12 protein-coding genes are annotated in these 19445 nt (G+C 61.3%); 5 read left to right on the top strand and 7 right to left on the bottom strand.

Translation table 11 applies throughout. The annotated features are described in order from the left end of the window. Positions 1 to 355 precede the first annotated feature (355 nt). Positions 356 to 940: a histidine phosphatase family protein gene (locus AC3WJM_RS07350; RefSeq protein WP_059388855.1), complete on the bottom strand. Its 585-nt coding sequence runs from the start codon at positions 938 to 940 to the stop codon at positions 356 to 358. Next, positions 941 to 2437, bottom strand: coding sequence for a CCA tRNA nucleotidyltransferase (locus AC3WJM_RS07345; RefSeq protein ID WP_492271506.1), 1497 nt, complete (start codon positions 2435 to 2437; stop codon positions 941 to 943). A 216-nt stretch (positions 2438 to 2653) separates the two neighbouring features. Between AC3WJM_RS07345 and AC3WJM_RS07340 the strand changes: the two genes are divergently transcribed. The 5 genes from AC3WJM_RS07340 (at position 2654) to trxA (ending at position 8677) form a co-directional block, all read left to right on the top strand. After that, positions 2654 to 3154, top strand: coding sequence for an NUDIX hydrolase (locus AC3WJM_RS07340; RefSeq protein ID WP_059388857.1), 501 nt, complete (start codon positions 2654 to 2656; stop codon positions 3152 to 3154). 60 nt (positions 3155 to 3214) lie between these two features. Further along, entirely contained in the window at positions 3215 to 5278 is a 2064-nt protein-coding gene (gene murJ, locus AC3WJM_RS07335) for a murein biosynthesis integral membrane protein MurJ (RefSeq protein WP_306963492.1), read from the top strand. A gap of 143 nt (positions 5279 to 5421) precedes the next feature. After that, positions 5422 to 7089, top strand: a complete 1668-nt coding sequence (locus AC3WJM_RS07330; protein WP_306963421.1) for an ABC transporter substrate-binding protein — start codon at positions 5422 to 5424, stop codon at positions 7087 to 7089. Positions 7090 to 7357: 268 nt separating this feature from the next. Continuing rightward, a complete protein-coding gene (gene trxB, locus AC3WJM_RS07325) occupies positions 7358 to 8314 on the top strand; it encodes a thioredoxin-disulfide reductase (protein WP_492271505.1) in 957 nt (318 codons plus the stop codon). 36 nt (positions 8315 to 8350) lie between these two features. Then, the gene (gene trxA, locus AC3WJM_RS07320; RefSeq protein WP_059388860.1) at positions 8351 to 8677 is read left to right on the top strand and encodes a thioredoxin; all 327 of its coding nucleotides are present in this window, start codon (positions 8351 to 8353) and stop codon (positions 8675 to 8677) included. A gap of 6138 nt (positions 8678 to 14815) precedes the next feature. Here trxA and AC3WJM_RS07315 read toward each other — a convergent pair. The 5 genes from AC3WJM_RS07315 to yidC all read right to left on the bottom strand — a co-directional run bounded on the left by AC3WJM_RS07315 (position 14816) and on the right by yidC (position 19428). Further along, positions 14816 to 16012 carry a ParB/RepB/Spo0J family partition protein gene (locus AC3WJM_RS07315; RefSeq protein WP_492271504.1) on the bottom strand — a complete coding sequence of 399 codons (1197 nt, stop codon included), beginning with the start codon at positions 16010 to 16012 and terminating at the stop codon, positions 14816 to 14818. Between the two features lie 67 nt (positions 16013 to 16079). Then, complete coding sequence (locus tag AC3WJM_RS07310) at positions 16080 to 17135, bottom strand: ParA family protein (protein WP_253257323.1); 1056 nt, start codon at positions 17133 to 17135, stop codon at positions 16080 to 16082. Between the two features lie 86 nt (positions 17136 to 17221). After that, a complete protein-coding gene (gene rsmG / locus AC3WJM_RS07305; protein WP_059388861.1) occupies positions 17222 to 17872 on the bottom strand; it encodes a 16S rRNA (guanine(527)-N(7))-methyltransferase RsmG in 651 nt (216 codons plus the stop codon). Between the two features lie 6 nt (positions 17873 to 17878). Further along, entirely contained in the window at positions 17879 to 18454 is a 576-nt protein-coding gene (locus tag AC3WJM_RS07300) for a Jag family protein (RefSeq protein ID WP_492271503.1), read from the bottom strand. Next, complete coding sequence (gene yidC, locus AC3WJM_RS07295; RefSeq protein WP_059388863.1) at positions 18454 to 19428, bottom strand: membrane protein insertase YidC; 975 nt, start codon at positions 19426 to 19428, stop codon at positions 18454 to 18456. Before yidC ends, AC3WJM_RS07300 begins: the two co-directional genes overlap by 1 nt. Positions 19429 to 19445: the final 17 nt, after the last annotated feature.

Below are 19445 nucleotides of genomic sequence, written 5' to 3'. Positions count from 1 at the left end.
AGGAAACTGCGCACCACGTCGATCGCGTGATACCGCTCAATGGCAGGCCCGACTCGAAGCCTGATTGCACTGTGAACCGCCCCGAAGAATCAGGGGAGGAAGTACATCAGGGGGAGTTAGGCCGCAAAACGGCGTCGAGCAGCAAAGGCCGGGGTGCCAGCAACGGTCATCTTCCATCCGCTAGTCAAAGTAATCATTTTCCCAACCTCCTTTTCTGCTTTGGCACTACCGCAGTTGACTGACTGGATAGTGCACGCCTCAATCCCGGCGAATCGCTCTGGGATCAAAAATAAAGTTACACCATGAATCGCACTGTTGACCAGCCAATTACAAAGAATTTAGAAATTAATTCTTTCTACAGTCCCCAGCGAAGAATGGCAGGCGTCCGCTTGTCCCATCCCAAGGTACAAACTTTGGCTGTTCCCAGGACAAAATGGCGTCCTTCCCGGGCATCCAATTCAAGCCAGCGGGCCGTGAGGATGCGGGAGAAATGGCCGTGGGCCACAATCAGGACGTTGTCCATTCCGGACTCGAGGACGCGGGCAATGATCTTGTCGGCACGGGCCGCCACGGAGTCGAGAGTCTCGCCGTTGGGAACGCCGTCGAACCAGATGAGGTAGTCAGGGTTGTCTTTGCGGATGAGGTCCGAGCTGATGCCTTCGTAGTCGCCGTAGTTCCACTCCACAGCGAGCGGTTCATGAACGGCGTCGGGGAAGCCCGCCAACTCCGCGGTACGCCGGGCTCGGCGCAGCGGCGATGTCAGGACCAGGTCGAAGTCGATGCCTTCCAGGATCTTGCGGGCTTCCACCGCCTGCTGTTCGCCTTCCACCGTCAAGGGAAGGTCCGTCAAACCGGTGTATTGGCCACTCTTGGACCATTCGGTCTCGCCGTGACGCATGATCCAGAGCTGTGGCCGGGAAGGCTTGGCTGCAGGGTTCACTTAGGACTCCTCTGGTTCGGCGGTGCCTGCTTTGGCATCGACGGCTGGTTCCGATGAAAGTTTGACGGCGGACTCGGGTTGCCCGGCCCACCACGCCAGGAGCTTGGACTCGGCATCCTCCTGGGACAGCGGACCGTTTTCCATGCGCTCCTCCAGCAGGAACTTGTAGGCGCGGCCAACCACGGGCCCGGGTTTGAGTCCCAGCAAAGCCATGATCTGCGCTCCGTCCAAGTCAGGCCGGATGGCATTGAGCGATTCCTGTTCGGCCAGGACCTCAATCCGTTGCTCAAGGTCATCGTAGGCAAAAGAGAGCCGCTCCGCCTTGCGCTGGTTACGCGTGGTGACGTCGGACCGGGTGAGTCGGTGCAGGCGCTCCAACAAGGGGCCGGCGTCGGCGACGTAACGGCGGACCGCGGAATCGGTCCAGCCCGCGTCTCCGTAGCCGTAGAAACGCATGTGAAGCTCCACAAGCCGGGCCACGGCCTTGATGGTGTCATTGTCGAAGCGCAGGGCCTTCATGCGTTTTGCGGTCAGCTTGGAGCCCACCATGTCGTGGTGGCGGAAGCTCACCGCGCCGCCCGGTTCGAAACGGCGCGTCGCCGGCTTGCCGACGTCGTGCATCAACGCGGCGAAGCGCAACACAAAGTCCGGACCAGGCACCGGGCCGTCCGGGCCCGTCTCGAGCGACGCGGCTTGCTCCAGGACCTGCAGGGAGTGTTGGTAGACATCCTTGTGGCGGTGATGCTCATCGGCTTCAAGGCGCAGCGCTGAAACCTCGGGGAGGACGAATTCGGCCAGTCCGGTCTCCACGAGGAGGTCGATGCCCGCACGCGGGTGCGCACCGTTGACGAGCTTGACGAGTTCCTCGCGTACGCGTTCGGCGGAAATGATCTTGATCCGCTCGGCCATGCCGGACATGGCGAGGCGGACGTCGTCGTGCACTGCGACGCCGAGCTGCGCGGCAAAGCGGGCAGCACGCATCATGCGCAGGGGATCGTCGGAGAATGACGATTCGGGAGAGCCAGGGGTAGCAAGCACCGAGGCGTGGAGGTCGCGGATCCCGCCGAATGGATCCACGAGTTCCAAGGAAGGCAGCCGGAGCGCCATGGCGTTGATGGTGAAGTCGCGGCGTAGGAGGTCGTCCAGGAGCGAGGAGCCGAAGGCCACCGCGGGCTTGCGGGAATCGGCGTCGTAGGCCTCGGCGCGGTAGGTGGTGATCTCGATCTGGAAGCCGGACTTCTTCATCCCGATCGTTCCAAAAGCGCGGCCGATCTCCCAGAAATTGTCGGCCCACCTCTTGATGATGGAAAGGGTCTGGTCCGGCGTGGCGTCGGTGGTGAAATCCAGGTCCGGCGAAACACGGCCCAGGAAGAGGTCACGCACGGGCCCGCCAACCAGCGACAGTTCGAAGCCAGCGTCCACAAACCGCTGGCCGAGGTCCAGGACCACTGGATCCATCTGGAAATTAACTGAAGAACTGTCCAATACTTGCGCCATAGTTCCTTAAGCTTGTCAGATTTCGCTGCGCCATCCCACCGGATCCTTGTCATTGCGCTGCGATTGCGTGGCGACTGCACCGGGATCACGGACGAACGCCATCCGCACGTCACCCTGAGTCCATGTCCCGGTCATCACCAACGGGCAAGAGTCGTTAGAGTGGACTTCATGGCCAACCCGATCCCGAGTGCTCCTGGCAGGAGGACGAACGCACCATTGCCGTCGGCAATTGGTGCCCACGTCGCGCCCGCTCCGCACCCGGCACAGGCCGCCCTTCCGACCGTGGAAGAAGTCTCCGCCGGCGGCGTCGTAGTGGACACGTCCGACGGCGAACTGAGGGTTGCGATCATCGCCCGCCTTAATAGGGGTGGCCGGCTCGAGTGGTGCCTGCCGAAGGGGCACCCGGAGGGCAAGGAAAACAACGAAGAAGCAGCCGTGCGCGAGATTGCGGAGGAGACCGGGATCGAAGGCAACGTCCTCGCTCCGCTCGGCAGCATCGACTACTGGTTCACCGTAAGCGGGCACCGCGTGCACAAAACGGTGCACCATTTCCTCCTGCGTGCGACGGGCGGAGAGCTGACCATCGAGAACGATCCCGACCAAGAGGCCATCGATGCCGCTTGGGTTCCGCTCCAGGAATTGGCCCGCAAGTTGTCCTTTCCCAATGAGCGGCGCATCGCCGATCTTGCCCGGGAAGTCCTGCCCGAACACCTCTAACGCGGCCTTTTATATGGTCTTGACGCATCAGGCAGCCCGGCTCATGGGACGATAATGACAATGTCTGCCGCCAAAACAACCCAGTCAACCCAGTCCGGAGAAACCCGTTCCAGCGCCGTCATGGCCGCAGGGACGCTCGTTTCACGGTTCCTCGGCTTCGCCAAAACCTGGATGCTTGGCGCCGCGCTGGGCCTGGGATCGACGGTTAACGACACGTTCATCAACGCCAACAACCTGCCCAACCTGATCTTCCTCCTGGTGGCGGGCGGTGTGTTCAACGCCGTGCTTGTCCCGCAAATCATCAAAGCCAGCAAGGGCCCGGACCGCGGCGCGGACTACATCAGCCGGCTCCTGACGCTGGCGGTGCTGGTTCTCTTGGCGCTGACGGCGCTGGTCACACTGGCCGCGCCGATCGTTATCGACCTCACGACCCAGGGCTATTCACCCCAGCAGAAATCGCTGGCCGTAACCTTCGCGTTCTATTGCCTGCCGCAGATCTTCTTCTACGGTTTGTATGCGCTCCTGACCCAGGTCCTCAACGCCAACGGCGCCTTCGGGCCCGCCATGTGGGCGCCGATCCTGAACAATGTGGTGGCCATCGCTGGACTGGGCATGTTCATCTGGATCCTCGGCGCCAACATCACCAACCCCCACACTTTGGACAATTGGGGACCTTTCCAGACCTTCCTGATCGCGGGATTCTCGACCGTCGGCGTGATCGCGCAGACCGCCATACTCCTCGTCCCGGTGATCCGCCTGAGGCTCGGGCTCCGGCCGCGTTTCGGCTGGCGGGGCGTGGGACTGGGCCAGGCAGCAAAACTGAGCGTCTGGACGCTCCTGACTGCCGCCGTCGGGCAGCTCGCTTTCCTTTACGTCATGAGGATTGCCACGATTCCCGGCTCCGAGCGGCTCCGCCTGGCGCACGAAGGGGACCCTGCTGCCGCCACCCTCCCCGGTAACGCGGTCCTGGAAGTCGCCAGCCAGCTGTATTTGCTCCCGCACTCGATCATCGCGTTGTCGCTCGCCACGGTGCTGTTCAACCGGATGGCCCACGCCTCCCAGGCAGGCAACAAAGCCGAGCTCCGCGAAGCACTTTCGCACGGGCTGCGGACCATGGCCGTCGCCACTGTCTTCGGGGCACTGGCCCTGTTCGCCCTCGCCGGACCGCTGGGCATGTTCTTCTCCGGCGGGAACCCCCAGGACGGCGTCATGCTCGCCCAGACGCTGACGATCCTCGCGCTGAGCACGCCGTTCATGAGCGCCAACTTCATGATGTCCCGGGTCTTCTACGCCAACGAAGACGCACGGACGCCCTTCTACATCCAGCTCATGCTGGCCCTGCTCAACGTTGTGGGCGCGTTCATCATCCAGTTCCTGCCGGTGGGCCGGATCATCTTCGCGATCGCCGTCCTGTATACGCTCGGCAATATCCTTTCCGTGGTCATCAGCGTCTGGTTCCTGCGTCGCCTCCTCGGCCACGTGGACGGCCCCCGGATCGCAAACTCGTACATTCGCATGGGCTACGCCGCTCTGGGATCGGCGATCGCTGGCGCCTTGGCCCTATGGCTCCTGGGCAGCTATCACGCTGACGGCTTCGCCTGGAGCAGCAGGCTCGCCGCTTTGGTGACGGTGGTCGTCGTCGGACCCGTCATGCTCGTTGCGTATCTGTTCCTCCTGCGCGTCTTCCACGTCAGTGAGCTGCGCGATTTGCTCCGCCCGGTGCTCGGCCGGCTCGGCCGGGGAGTTCCGGTCGCCAAGGCACCGTCCGCGGGCGGAAAGCAGCCCACGACGGCGGTCCGCGCCACCGTTTCGGACGACACCGGGCTCATTCCGCGCATCTCGGGCGAGTTCGACGCCGCATCCTTCCGCGCCGGACCCGCCTTGCAGACCATCCCTTCCAAGGACGGGTGGGATGACGTCCGCGATGGAGCTACTGCCGAAGGGAAAGATAAGGTGGACGCTTGGTCCGACGTCGAGAAGGCATACCTGCCCGATGAAGACATCCCCAGCACCGCGCAGGGGGCCGCAGGCCGCCCAGGCATCCCGTTGCCCGGCCGCCGCACCTATCAGGGGACGCTGGGAAACAACCCCTATTTCCGCGGTGGACCCCGCCGCAAAAGGTGACGCATCCTCGCAAACCGGGAGCCAGAACGGCCCAATCAGCTAGGATCAGAAACTAATACAGGTAGTTGCAGACCACGGGTCACCCGGCTGGCCGGATCCCGTATTCAGGACCCGCAGCTTCCGGACAGTCATAGGAGGAACCCGTGTCCCACCCGATCGATGTCGGATCAGTGCTTGGCGGCCGCTACAAAGTCACAGCCACCGTGTTGACTTCGCACGACCAAGATCTGGTGCTCGACGGCGTGGACCAGGTCCTCAACAGACCCGTCAGCATCCTCGTGGCGGGCCCCGGAAACGCCGATCAGGTTGCCAAGAGCGCCCGCGAGGTAGCCACTGGCGAACGGCCCGGGCATGTCCAGATCCTCGATCTCGGCGTCAGCGACAGCACCACGTACCTCATCACCAACCACAGCAGCGCTCCTGACCTGCTGGACCTCGTGGTGGCTACCAACCCGCCTTACGTCGAACCGTTCTTCACGGACACCCTCGGCAGCGAGATCTTCGGCCAGGCCCGGTCCCACGAGCCCGAGACCTACGACGGACTGTACGACGACGAAGAGCACGACGCCGAGTACATCAGTTACGACGAGGTCGAGCCGAATCCGGCCGGCGAACCACTACCAGGCGCCGCGTCACCCGCGGACCCGCGCCGCCCGGTGGTTCCTCCCATGCCCGCCAGCCGGCCGGCGTCGGCCCCGGGAGGCATCGGTTCCCGGATCGCCGCTGCGGCAGCCGGAGCAGGGGCGGCTGCCGCTGCGGCCGCGGCCGCCGTTAAGGGCACCGGCAAGTCAAACAGCGACGACGTCGAAGCCGCACCTTCCGGGGGGCCCGGATCCGCTTCGGCTGCCGCCCCATCGAACCGGGCCGATGAGTCTAACCGGACCGCTCCCCAGCAAATCCAGGCGTCCCCTGCCACGCAGGCTGTTCAAGCGTCCTCCCCTCCGGCGCCTACCTCAGCGAACCCCGCCCAGGAATCCAAGGTCTCCCTCTGGTCCGAAGACGACTACGGCTTCGTTAACGACGACGCCCGCTCCCGCGGTACGGGCGCTTCCCGCGATGCGGCTGCCGCTACCGGCGGGTACAGCCGAGGAGCATCGAGCTTCCCGTCGACTGCGCGTGAGCAGGCAGAGCCGCTCGACGAGGACGAATACTACGACGAGGAACCAGTACGCGAGCCCCGTTCCTTCCGTTGGCTCGTGGGCGGGGTCCTTGCCGCCGTCTTGATCGTGGGTTTGATCCTGGCTGTCACCAACCTCGGCAACCTGATCCCTGGCGGGTCGCCCGCTGCCAAGCAATCCTCCACAGCGTCCCAAACGGTGACCGGCCAGCCGAGCAGCAGCGCATCAGCACCTCCGGTCGCAGCGCCTCCGGCCATTGATGGAGTCACTCGCATGGGCGATTTCGAGTTCGCTGCGACCTACGACAAAGACCTGGTCAAGGCTTACGACGGCAATGCCGCGAGTTACTGGTCGGACATGGAGTTCGCCACTGCGGACTGGGGTGGACTCGCTCCTGATGGAGTTTCGCTGCTCGTCAAGCTCAAGGCACCCTCGCAAGTGACATCCGTCACATTGAGCCAGTTGGGCGCTTCCGGTGGAAACATCAACGTTTATACCAACGATCGTCCGGCTATGGACGGCGCCAAATTGGTTGGCACCAACAGCTTCACCTCACCGGAGCTCACCATGCCGCTCAGTTCCCCTGTAACGGCCCAATACGTCATCATCTCCATTAAGTCCCTGCCCAAGCTGACCGCGCCGAAGACGCGCTACGGTTTCGGCCTGCGCCTTGCGGAGATCAAGGTCCAGTAGCCGACGGCGGGAGGACCCTTCGGCCGCTTGTCACCGCTCTGGCGTTTGCTTCCGATGGGAGCTTGGGTCGCGTGCGTCCCGGGCGGCCGTCAACTCCGGTAACGGAGCCTTGCTCCTTCGATGCCTTGTGCTCCCGGAAGGTACCCTGAATGGTGGCGGATATTAGGGTCCCCGGGAACATCGGAATATTCCGCGCCGACATAGGGTTGTGCCATGTGGCCGGCCGCAAGGATCCGGTGCATCGACTAAGGAAGAGGTTCACCCACCAGTGAGCAACGCAGAAAACACCGCGTCCAACGTACGTGATGTCATCATCGTAGGCTCAGGGCCTGCCGGTTACACGGCGGCCGTCTACACGGCACGCGCCAACATGAACCCGCTGCTCATCGCCGGTTCCGTGACTGCAGGTGGCGAACTGATGAACACAACAGACGTCGAGAACTACCCCGGTTTCCCCGAGGGCGTCATGGGACCTGATCTCATGGAGAGCTTCGAAAAGCAGGCGGCACGCTTTGGGACTGAAATCCAGTTCGAGGACGTCACCGAACTGGACCTCGACGGCGACATCAAGTCCGTGACCATCGCCACGGGGGAGACCTTCAAGGCACGTGCCATCATCCTCTCCACGGGTTCCGCATACCGTGAGCTCGGCCTCGAGAATGAAAAGCGTCTTTCCGGGCACGGCGTGAGCTGGTGTGCAACCTGTGACGGTTTCTTCTTCAAGGACCAGGACATCGCAGTGATCGGCGGTGGCGACTCTGCCATGGAGGAAGCGCTCTTCCTCACCAAGTTCGCCAAGTCCGTCACGGTGGTGCACCGCCGCGACACCCTCAAGGCTTCCAAGATCATGGGTGACCGCGCCCAGGCCCACGAGAAGATCAACTTCGTGTGGAACACCGCCGTCGAGGACGTCATCGGTGGGGACAAGGTGACCGGCTTGAAGCTGAAGAACCTCGTCGACGGCACCGAGTCCGAACTCGCCGTCACAGGCGTTTTCGTGGCCATCGGCAACGATCCCCGCACGGAGCTCGTCAAGGGAAAGCTGGAGCTCGCTCCTGAAGGCACCATCGCCGTCGACGGCCGCAGCTCCAAGACCAGCATCAAGGGCGTCTTCGCCGCCGGCGACGTAGTGGACCCCACTTACCGCCAGGCCATCACAGCCGCTGGTTCCGGTTGTGTCGCGGCCCTGGACGTCGAGCACTATCTTGCAAACCTGCACGCCTAATCGGCACAGCAGCCATCCATTCGAAGGGAAAGAATTATGAGCAACGCTAAAAACGTTACCGACGCCAGTTTCAGCACCGACGTCCTGGCCGCTGAAAAGCCGGTCATTGTGGACTTCTGGGCAGAGTGGTGCGGCCCGTGCCGCAAGCTGGGTCCCATCCTCGACGAGATCTCTGTCCAGTACGGAGACAAGGTCGATGTCGTCAAACTGAATGTCGACGACAACCCAGCCATCGCCGCTGAATACGGCATCACGTCTATTCCGGCGGTTTACCTCTTCAGTGGGGGAGAAGTGAAGAGCACGGTGATCGGCGCCAAGCCGAAGCAGTTCTTCGAAAAGGAATTTGAATCCGTCCTGTCCTAGGACGTCTGGCGTCCCTTAGCGGGCGCCTCTGATTCGGCCGGTGGTTTTCGCTCTTGAGCGAAGGCCACCGGCTTTTTCGTGCCTTCGGGCACACGGTCCTGGGTCCAAAGCCTCGCCGCCGGTGGTGATTGCTGGGGTATTGGTGGTCACTTGTACGCGCGGCGGCTGTCCTAAGTTTGGCTCCGCCGTTTGTGACCTATTTCAATTTCAAAACAGGCAGTTCTTTTGGGAGACGGCATAGATAGTCGTGGGGTCCGTTGCTGAGCTGGAACCGGGCAGTGGTGGGGCAATTGCCGGGAAAGTACGGCAAAGAGCAAGGGGACAGGGGGACTACTGTCGAGTCTCCTAAGGTAGGACCGATGCCGAGGGGTCCACACACCTGCGTGGCCCGCGGGATCGGTCAACGACGAAGTCCTTCATTCCACTGTTTCACGTGAAACCGCGTTGTCCACTCATACGATCTAGGAAAGCTCCCAAATTGAATCAATTCCAGACAGGTACCTTTTTGCACTCGGTACACCCACCGTTTCACGTGAAACGTAGCTACCGACTCTTGTCCTCGAACTGCGCGTCGGTTTCCAATTCCGAGTGGCCAGAAATGCATGAAATCAGAAACTGACGCGGTTTCACGTGAAACGCAATTGCTGATCGATACGAGAGCTGCGGGCACGTTCCGGGCTGGCGGGCTCAAGCGCTGCCGCACTCAAGTTGGGCTAGGTTCCCGTTTCCTCGGAACCATTGAACGCCGCTTCCTGCTCGCCACTTGGAATCACCACTTGTTGAGTGCACGTGCACGCTCCGGGCCATTCGACACCGGTACATATGCGTATCACCAGCGCGCCCTTCCGTGCTTCATGTTTCACGTGAAACGGCGATCTGTCCGGAGAGCATCCCGCACATCACTCGGGCTGACTGGGTGCGGGCGGGCGGACGATTCGCGCGTAAGGTCCCACCGCGACATGCGTCAACACGGCGACTCACGCATGGCCGAGAGAAGCTTCAGTTCCCACTCGCGGGATGACTGGTCCTTGGTAGTCTCCGCTTCATCTTGCGGATGCCAAGGCAATTAGCCTGGGTCTTGGGTTCGTCGCACGCACTGCCCGGCGTATCCAGACGGCGCCCTCGTCGCACGCACTGCCCGGTGTGTCCAGACGGCGCCTTCGTCGCACGCACTGCCCGGTGTGTCCAGACGGCGCCTTCGGTGACGCGATGATGCATCGAGGCGCCCAGTTTCTGCGTAAACCGGTGTTTAGAACCGCGATCAATCAATTTAGTGTGTCTGTCTGCATATATGCGGGCTTCCGCGCCTAAGGACTCAGTCCCTTCCTGTGCAGCGTCCGCAGTAGCTTTCCGATCGGAGACTTTAAAGAAGGCTGCTGACAAGGGACTGAGAGAAGATGATCCACCGGTGCACTTGGGCTGGATACACCGTGAGGCGTGCGGGAAGGCATTGTGCAGAGACATCCCTCTCAATGGCGCCAGGACTGATGTTTGGCATCTTGCAGCGTGAGGTTGGCTTCTTGGCGCGTGAGGGTGGTTCAGATTCGCGCGCGGCCCTGTCGCCGGCCGCGCGCCTGCCTTCGAGGGCAGCTTGCATGGTGAACCCACAAGGGCGACATTGAAGATTACGCCTTCAGGCCAGCCGCCCGGATCTTCTCCAGCAGCCATCATTCGCACAGGGTAAGAAGAACAGCATTGCATCCACCTCCTGCGGCGGCCGCGGCCGGGAAAACAGCACGCCATAACAGACGTCCATTTGCCCCCTTCACGTCATTGTGGGGGTTGAATCGTGACCAGGCGACCGAACCATGCCCGAGCGTGGCGGGCTGCCTCTCGAAGGCTAGTCCCGATGGACAGATCGTGTTTCGAAGTGGCATGGGGTCCGGTCTGGCTGAAGCCACGCTCCCGCTCACTAAGCTCGTCCGGCAGTTTCCACGCGCAATTCCAACGTAGGACAGTCGTCCGAGGCAACTCAGTACCGCACCGTAGGCAACTCTGCATCGAACCGGGAACAGTGGTGCTTGTTCATGAATCCCGAGCCCAGAACCGACGACGGACCTCCGCTGGGCGAACTATTGCCTGGACTTCGGCTGAATTTGCCCCTCCTTCCGACCTGGCAGCCTCACGGCGCGGAGGCACTCAGACACCAACTGCGGGCTCGTGGGGGTGATCATCCAGACACGCAGCAACCGCGGACATCGCATAGGGACAGGACATACCGCCCTGACACCGCTTCCATGAGCTTAAACACCCGGCACAGACAGGAGTGGGAACGCGCCGATTCGACCGCACGGAGCGCGGAACGTGGGGGCGATGAAGGGCATTCGGTACTTGCAGGGTGCGAAACGTCTAGCGTGTATTGAAGGACCAGTGCACATCCTGGAGCGAAAGGGTGCCCAGTTGTGCAGGCTGAAGACCGGACCACAGATCCCATAGCTGTGGATTCGCTCGTCGCGCGGACATGGCGATCGTCCACCGAACTTTCTACCGTGAAAGTGGGACTCAAGCTGGACTCAGGACAAGCGTCCGTGCCTTCGATCTAGATCGAAGGCGGGCGCGACTACTCGCTGGTCCCGTGGCTGGACACTGACTCGGCGGACCAGCCTTTCGTCCAAGGCCCATGTTGATGTACTCCCAGACCTGCATCCGAGACGTCTCGGTACCGCTTTGAGGGTCGAGAATTTCTCCGTCGGCTGACGTCGTTTCACGTGAAACATGACTATGTCCGGCCGCTCAAAACGCCGGTCACGTTAGGCTTGGGAGCCCGTGGGGTCCCGTCGATCGGCGATCAAAGTGGCGATACTAGTCCCTAACATGGGACGGCCTTCCACAGCGGCTGCGTCGAGCCTGCGCCGGATATCCACCGTTCAGTCAGAAGTTATGCACAAAGTTATCCACAGCGATATCCACCGCATGAATGGGTCAGTTCGAACAACTCCTCCTACCCGGGTATTGGGCGCGATCAGTGCGAATCAAGGCGACATCCAGCTCCGCAGGTCAAATCAGATCGAACGCGGGCCCGAAATGCTCGCAAAGGGCGATCAACCGCCCAAAATCAGGCCCAATTCGGGTGAAAATGGCCAGCTTCAAGACCATGGCTCTGTTTCACGTGAAACAGAGCCATCGAAGAACACGAGCTTCAAGGGACTATGACCGCCAGCCAGATACAGACCCAGACGATGCTCGCTGTCTACACTTCAACCTGGCAGACTTATCAACAAAGTTATCCACAGAGATATCCACCGCTGCTCTCAGACTTTTCAACAGCGGCTTCTCGTGGTGCAGGACGTGTACACATCCTGCGGGCGGAGCAAATTTTCACTTTCGTACACGGAGCCAGCTCCACACGACGCCTCCATCTTGCGTCATCGTCAGCCCTTAGGACCGTCAATATCTCCAGCCGATCTTACGAATGAAGTGGCCGGGGCAGACTCAGTGTTCCTACGATGACGCGCTGAGGGACCGGTCCGCGTACTACCCCAAAATTCAGATGGTCATGTGAACCAGCGGACACAAACACTGCGCATCACCAACCAGTGCTCAGAGCCACACCCACCTGATTCGCGCGGGCACGAGGATGCCGTGGCGGGTCCAGGTTCACACGCGCCACCGCTTCCAGGGCTTTCAACAACATACTTGTTCCTCCGCATGGGTTGCCGGCCATCCACCTTGCCTCGCGTCACTCACGTAACGCGAACGCGTGAGCCAACGAAAGAACGGTCACAGCGAAGGCGCTGCCAAGTAAGAGTTGGGCCCGGAGGCAGTAAGACCACATTCAAGGCACGAGGGCGCACTCTGGTTACGAGCCTGGGGGAGCAGACGCTCCTTCAACTCCTTCCCGGCGATCACGCGACTAGTACAAGGGCACGAATCACCAGTCCGACTCCCGGCGTGGAAGCTGGTCTCAGCTCCAACGAGAACACTCCTACCCACGAAGCCGGCGAGTTCAGGCGTACAGTGGGAATGCGGTGAGGCTACGTCTGGATCCGCTGACCCTACCGGTCCTTGAGTCACGGCCCGAGCCGGCGGCACAAATTGGACGACTTCCATCCCACGGGCCGGGACGTTTGTGAGCAGTCTTGCCTGCTTACCTGCATCGGGCATGGAACAACGTTGATGTCTACCCAGACCGGACCGGCCTACTGTTCCGGAGCGAGATGCAGTATACCCAGAGGGCACTTTGCTTGTATCAATCTCACCTTCTATCTAAACAGGGAAGCGGTATCCGAGCGCCGACCTCGACCGCGCGTCGCATGTGTGGGAGTTCACGAGGGTTCAGCGTGCGCTCGATCCGAACATTACGCTTGCCGTCATCGGTCGTCGACGCATGCGACAGACACCTCCGGCAAGAGAACTACAAGCCCTCACGTGACGGTGCGCTGTCGGAGGCAACTCCGCCGCGACCTTCCCACACTCGTGACCGGCCCCTGATCCTTCGGCGTTCAAGACTCGCAGAGCACCTTTCTGCATTGCACCTATTGGTGCCCAACCGCCACAGTGAGCCGCGCACCCGCCTGCCCCTGACGCGAGCAGAGCGCTATTGAAGCCCACCTCACGCTGGAGGGGAATTGGAGGAGGAAGCTGAACGGACGCGCGATTGCCGGCATCAAGCGCCCAACAGAACTACTTCTTGGCCTTCCGCGCGCAGCCCACTGGCCTGGCGCTGAGTGTGATCGTAGTCCACCACAGGGGGAGGCTAGCGCCGAGAGGAGTCAGTTCGGCGCTCGAGAATGGCGGATGCGAAGGCATCATCGGGCCATCGCCACCATCTGGAGGTTTCGCTCAGTGGCTTTAGGCCAGAGCGCCAGCTCCTTTGACAGGCCAGATGGCGGCGCCGAAATGCCGAAGCATCACCTTATGGACGGTGAATTGAAAGAACCAAAGCGGAAAACCACCAGCCGGTGAGACACGCTACGAAGCCGCGTCTTGGAGATTCACGTCGTTCTGCGAGTCGACTACCAATTACCTTGGGTGTCTCGCCCTGAACCCCACAGCCCAGACTGCGCCGCTTCGTTTCACGTGAAACAGGGCAAGTCGCTATCCAGTACAGAAGCACTGGCTACAGGCCCACTGACAGACTAGTGTCCTAACCAAACGAGCTCACGGGGATTAGTCGAACTCCAGCTATGCGAGGCCCCGTCTGGTGCTCTTCCTGTTCCACGTGAAACAGTGGCCACTGCTGTGCGGGGAAGGAGTCCCTAACTGGCTGCTCCCGCATTCTGAACCATCCCTAAATACCGGGTGCCGTTGATCGGCATGGTCGCGATCTCTGCGCGCACGACATGTCAGCTGGACGTTGTTCAGCTCTTGTCCACAAGTCCGCCTCGCGCGGGTACAACACGAGAGAAGGGGACGAAGCTGAACCGAACGCCAGAGAACAAATCGATCCAGGACAGCAGATACCTGAGTCCGCAGCGAAGTGTTGGCGAAGCCCCTGCGCTCTAGCCGAGGGAGATCCGGGTGACGGTCAATCTGACGGCCGGCAAGCTGTGTTGTTTCACGTGAAACGCCGGGGTATGGGCCCATAAGGAACCTGGCGGCGAGACATGAAGGTGCATATCTCGAACACGCCAGGAGCGGAGGCGAACTCTCAATCAGTGCGAAAGGGATGCAGGGAAGAAGGCGCCCAAGTATTCAATCGCCTACTAGAGACTCGAACTGCAGCTCATCCGGTCAACGATAAGCGGACTCTTGCCTTCTGTGCACTAAAGTCTGTTCGTTTCGCGTGAAACACCCGACTAGATCCGCAGCAGCCCCGATCGTTCCAAACGGGAAGATCGCTTGCCGCCGACCCCGCGGGCGCGAAGGCGCGCCACGTACGAGGGATAAGACGCAGCGGAAAGTCTTACAGCGAAGCATCGTTGAGAAGAGCGGGTGGCGGGTTGCTCCATTCCAGGCAAGGGCGGCCGTCACCTGACCCCGTTTGCAGAAAGGGCAACGGATCCCAGTTTGCTGCAAAAGCCATCCACAGCCCCCGGATGCACATCGAGGGCATCCGCGGAGCGAATCGTCGCCAGTCAGCGCGAGAAACGTGGCCGGATATCCTCCGAATGTCGATTCCCGCCTCGATCGACCGTTAAACGAAAAAGGGGGCTTGCCTCTTTAGAAGCAAACCCCGATTCCGTAGAGATCCAGCGACTAGCCTTCGTCCCCGGGCGACAATACATCCATGATGCGGTTCAGATCTTCAACGCTCGCGAACTCAATACTGACCCGGCCCTTACGCGCACCCAAGGTGATCTTGACGTTTGTGTCGAGTCGATCCGAAAGGGAGGAAGCAAGGTAGTCGAGACGCTCATGGCGTGCATTGGGGCGCGGGATGCTGTTCTTGGGCGGCACCGTAGGATCCTGGTACAACGCGACTGCTTCCTCGGTAGCCCGTACGGACATACCCTCGGAGACAATCTTCTGAGCGAGACGCTCCATCGCGGCTGCGTCCGGGAGAGCGAGCAGCGCACGAGCGTGGCCGGCCGAGAGCACGCTGGCTGCAACGCGCCGTTGCACCAAGGGAGGAAGCTTGAGGAGACGGAGCGTGTTGGACACCTGGGGACGCGAACGTCCGATTCGATCAGCCAGCTGCTCGTGTGTGGTGCCGAAGTCTTCCAGGAGCTGCTGGTAAGCAGCTGCTTCTTCCAAGGGGTTCAGTTGGCTCCGGTGGAGGTTCTCCAGCAAAGCATCACGGAGGAGGTCGTCATCGTTGGTATCGCGGACAATCGCCGGGATAGTTTCGAGCCCGGCGGCCTGTACAGCCCTCCATCGACGCTCACCCATCACCAGCTCATACGGTTCTCCACCCTTTTCGGTTGAAGTACGTACAACAATTGGCTGGAGAACGCCTATTTCTTTGACGGAGTGAACCAGCTCCGCCATGTCGTCCTCATCGAAGACGCTGCGGGGCTGCTTGCGGTTGGGATGAATGTCCCCGACCGGGATTTCGGCAAAGCGCGCGCCGGGAACCTCGACCAGCTGGACCTCGGACGCTTCCGTCAGAGCGAATTCAGAAACTGCTTTCCCAGCAGCAGCGGCAGGAGCCGCGGACGGTTCGGACGCGGACGGGTCTTCATCAGTGGTGACCTTCGCGGATGGCGACTTCGCAGCAGGCGTCTTTGCCGCCGTCGTACTCTTGGCCGAAGAGCCTCGAGAGGGGGAACTCTTCGCTACTTCGGTTTCAGGCACCGCAGGCGTATCCACCGCCTCCGGGGCTTTGCGCGCCTCAGGGAAGAAGAGGTCCACGGGGCGGGACGCCGGAGCGCCATTGCCCGATGCACCGGCCGAAGCGGAGCTGGGAATGAGAGCCCCAAGACCCCTACCCAGGCCTCGTCGCTTTTCGCTCATTAGTATGTCCCTCCGGTGGAATGGCAAGAATAGAGCCCGCCAAGGATATTGCAGTGATTAAGGAAGTCTAGCGCTCGGCGATTTCCGCGGCGGCTTCCATGTAGGACAACGCGCCGCTGGAAGACGGATCGTAAGTCATTACCGTCTGTTGGTAGCTCGGAGCCTCCGAGATACGCACGGAGCGGGGAACCACTGCGCCAAGAACCTGGTTCGGGAAATGTTGACGGACTTCGGAAGCCACCTGCGCGGCCAGATTGGTGCGGCCGTCGTACATGGTGAGGAGAATGGTGGAAACGACCAGATCAGCATTGAGGTGCTTCTGGATCATTTCGATGTTCTTGAGGAGCTGGCTCAGGCCCTCCAAGGCGTAGTACTCACACTGGATCGGGATGAGTACCTCGCTGGCCGCGCAGAAGGCGTTGACGGTCAGCAGGCCCAGGCTGGGCGGGCAGTCGATGAAGATGAAGTCCAGGCGACCTTCACCGTTCTTCGCGCGCTCCTTCGAATAGACATCGATTGCCCGGCGCAGGCGCTGCTCGCGTGCCACGAGGGAGACCAGTTCGATTTCGGCGCCCGCCAGGTGAATGGTCGCCGGCGCACAGATGAGATTCGGAATATCAGGGCAAGGAGCCACAACGTCACGCAGCGGAAGGTCGTTGATCAGCACATCGTAAATGCTGTCGACGTCTGCGTGGTGTTCAATACCCAGCGCGGTGGACGCATTTCCCTGAGGATCGATGTCGATCACCAGGACGTTGAGCCCAGCGGAAGCGAGGGCAGCCGCAATATTGACCGTCGTCGTGGTCTTTCCGACGCCGCCTTTTTGATTGGAGACGGTGAAAATGCGGGTCTTCTCCGGCTTGGGAAGCTCGCGTCCCACCAGGCGCTCGCGCCGTCGGGTTTCGTTGGCGAGCTGCCGCGCGATAGGGCTGGAGTCGTCGATGGAGTCCATGACGTTGTCGTGTCCGACGATCAGCGTTTCACGTGAAACAGCGGCGTTCGCAACCGAATTCGTACGCATCAGCGCAGATTCAAAAGACGCCGAGGGTGCAGCCATGGCCCGAGCCGACCCCAAGGAAATAAATGGCGGGATCCGCTGGGTGGAGGTTTCGCTACTGCCCACTGTCACACTCTCACTCTCATTCGGCTCTAGCTGCCGTTCTCTAGCTTAACCGCTCAGTTGCGGACACGCGGGACACAGCGCCGAAGCTAAGCGATCTTCCGCTGTTTGTTAACGACGATCCTCACCACTGTGGTGGGTTCTTCCAGGAGCTCCTGCCCACAAACCACAACGGACGTTTCCACGCCGCCGAGCCTGCGGATCACTTTTGCTGCTTGCTCAATCTCCTCGGCAGCACTGCGGCCCTTGATCGCAACCACTTCACCCTTGCCGTTAAGCAAAGGAATGGTCAAGCCGGCAAGCTTGGACAGGGCAGAGACAGCCCTCGCCGTGACAACGTCCGCGTCGACCATGCCCACTGCGAGCTCGGCGCGGGTGCGCATGACCGTGACGTTGCCCAGCCCGAGGTCGTCCACCACTTCCTGAAGCCAAATGACGCGCCGCTCCAGCGGCTCGATCAGCGTGAGTTCAAGATCGGGACGTGCAATCGCCAAGCACAAGCCGGGAAGCCCCGCACCGGAACCGACGTCCGCAACATGGCTTCCGTGGGCAATCGCGGACTCGATGACGGCGCAATTGAGAACGTGCCGGCTCCATAGGCGGGGAACCTCGCGCGGGCCAATCAGCCCGCGCTCGGTTCCCGATGTCGCCAAATGTTCTACGTACCGCTGGGCGAGGCCAAGCCGGTCACCGAAAATCTTCTCTGCCGCCTGCAGTTCGGCTGCCGTGATTTCAACCATGATCCGTTATTCGGCCGAAACCACGATGTGGCGGCCGACGCCTTCGCCCTCGGACTCGGAGACGAAACCGAGGTCCGCAACAGCGTCGTGCACAATCTTGCGTTCGTAGGCGCTCATGGGTTCGAGTGCCACAGGGGCGCCGGTCTCCTTGACCTTCGCCACGGCGTCCTCGGCAATCTGCTGCAGATCGCCGGCGCGTTCCTTGCGGTAACCGTTGATGTCGAGCACCAGGCGGGAGCGGTTCTCGGTCGCGGACAGCACGGACAAGCGCGCGAGTTCCTGAAGGGCTTCGAGCACTTCACCGTCGCGTCCTACCAGGCTCTCAAGGCCCTCGGAGTCGTCTTCGGCTGCGATCGAGATGTAGGTGCGGCCATTGCGGATCTCAATGTCGATGTCGCCGTCGATGTCGGCAATGTCGAGGAGTTCCTCAAGGTAGTCTGCGGCGACGTCGCCCTCTTCCTCGAGGCGGCTCACGGAAGTGCCCTTACCGGCAGCAGCGCCCTCTTCGGAAGTTTCTTCCGCGGCTTCCGCCAATTCCTCGGCGGCAGTGGCCGTTGCCTCTTCGGTGCTTTCAACAGACATTACTTCTTCTTCCTGTTCTTACGTTGTGGCTGGATGCGCTGCTGTGCCTTGACCTCGACGGCGGCCACCTCGGCAGCGACGTCTGCGTCCTTCTTGCCGCCCAGGAGCGGGATGGACGGCAGGCCCTTGGCGGCGCGACGCTCAGCAAGTGCCTTGGCTGCGGGGGATCCCGGCGTCGGCATGCGGCGGATGACAAAGAACTGCTGGCCCATGGTCCACAGGTTGGTAGTGGTCCAGTAGATGAGCACACCGATCGGGAAGTTGATGCCACCGACGCCGAAGACGAGCGGCAGGATGTACAGCATCATCTTCTGCTGGCGCATGAACGGGCTGGCCATGGCCTCTTCGGACATGTTCTTGGCCATGATCTGCTTCTGCGTGATGAACTGCGACGCCGTCATGGCCAGGATCATCACGATGGAGAGTATCCACACAACCGTCTGGTCGGTACCCGCAGGGCCGCCGTGAAGCAGGGACGCGGACAGGGGAGCGCCGAAGATGCTGGACTCGTCGAACTGCACCACCTGCTCATGGCTCAAGGCTCCAATACCCTGGCCGGCCTGGCGGGCCTGGGTAATACCGGAAAGCACCTGGAACAGCGCGAAGAAGAACGGCATCTGGATCAGCATGGGCAAACAAGCGGAGAACGGGTTGGTGCCGTGCTTCTTGTACAGCGCCATCTGTTCCTGCGCCATCGCCTGGCGGGAGAGCTGGTCCGTCTTCCCCTTGTACTTCGCCTGCATCTTCTTCAGATCGGGCTGAAGCAGCTGCATACCGCGCTGTGCCTTGATTTGCTTGACGAAGACAGGGATCAGGGCGGCACGGATCACCAGCACCAGGCCGATGATGGACAGTGTCCAGGTCCAGCCGTTTTCCGGCGGCAGGCCGATGAAACTCAGCCCGTCGTGGAACCCCAGCATGATCGCGGACACTAGCCACTTGAACGGGGCCAGAATTGTTCCAAAGATGTCCATACGTTTTCCCTATTTCC

The sequence above is a fragment of the Arthrobacter sp. FW306-1B-G06A genome, from assembly GCF_058781765.1.
The sequence above is the reverse complement of the archived record's forward strand: the minus strand, read 5'-3'. Positions and strand labels throughout refer to the sequence as shown.

Coding starts and splice junctions, on each gene's coding strand:
- AC3WJM_RS07345 (WP_492271506.1), bottom strand. CDS start 2,437: ATGGCGCAAGTATTGGACAGTTCTTCAGTTAATTTCCAGATGGATCCA.
- murJ (WP_306963492.1), top strand. CDS start 3,215: ATGTCTGCCGCCAAAACAACCCAGTCAACCCAGTCCGGAGAAACCCGT.
- trxA (WP_059388860.1), top strand. CDS start 8,351: ATGAGCAACGCTAAAAACGTTACCGACGCCAGTTTCAGCACCGACGTC.
- AC3WJM_RS07315 (WP_492271504.1), bottom strand. CDS start 16,012: ATGAGCGAAAAGCGACGAGGCCTGGGTAGGGGTCTTGGGGCTCTCATT.
- rsmG (WP_059388861.1), bottom strand. CDS start 17,872: ATGGTTGAAATCACGGCAGCCGAACTGCAGGCGGCAGAGAAGATTTTC.
- AC3WJM_RS07300 (WP_492271503.1), bottom strand. CDS start 18,454: ATGTCTGTTGAAAGCACCGAAGAGGCAACGGCCACTGCCGCCGAGGAA.
- yidC (WP_059388863.1), bottom strand. CDS start 19,428: ATGGACATCTTTGGAACAATTCTGGCCCCGTTCAAGTGGCTAGTGTCC.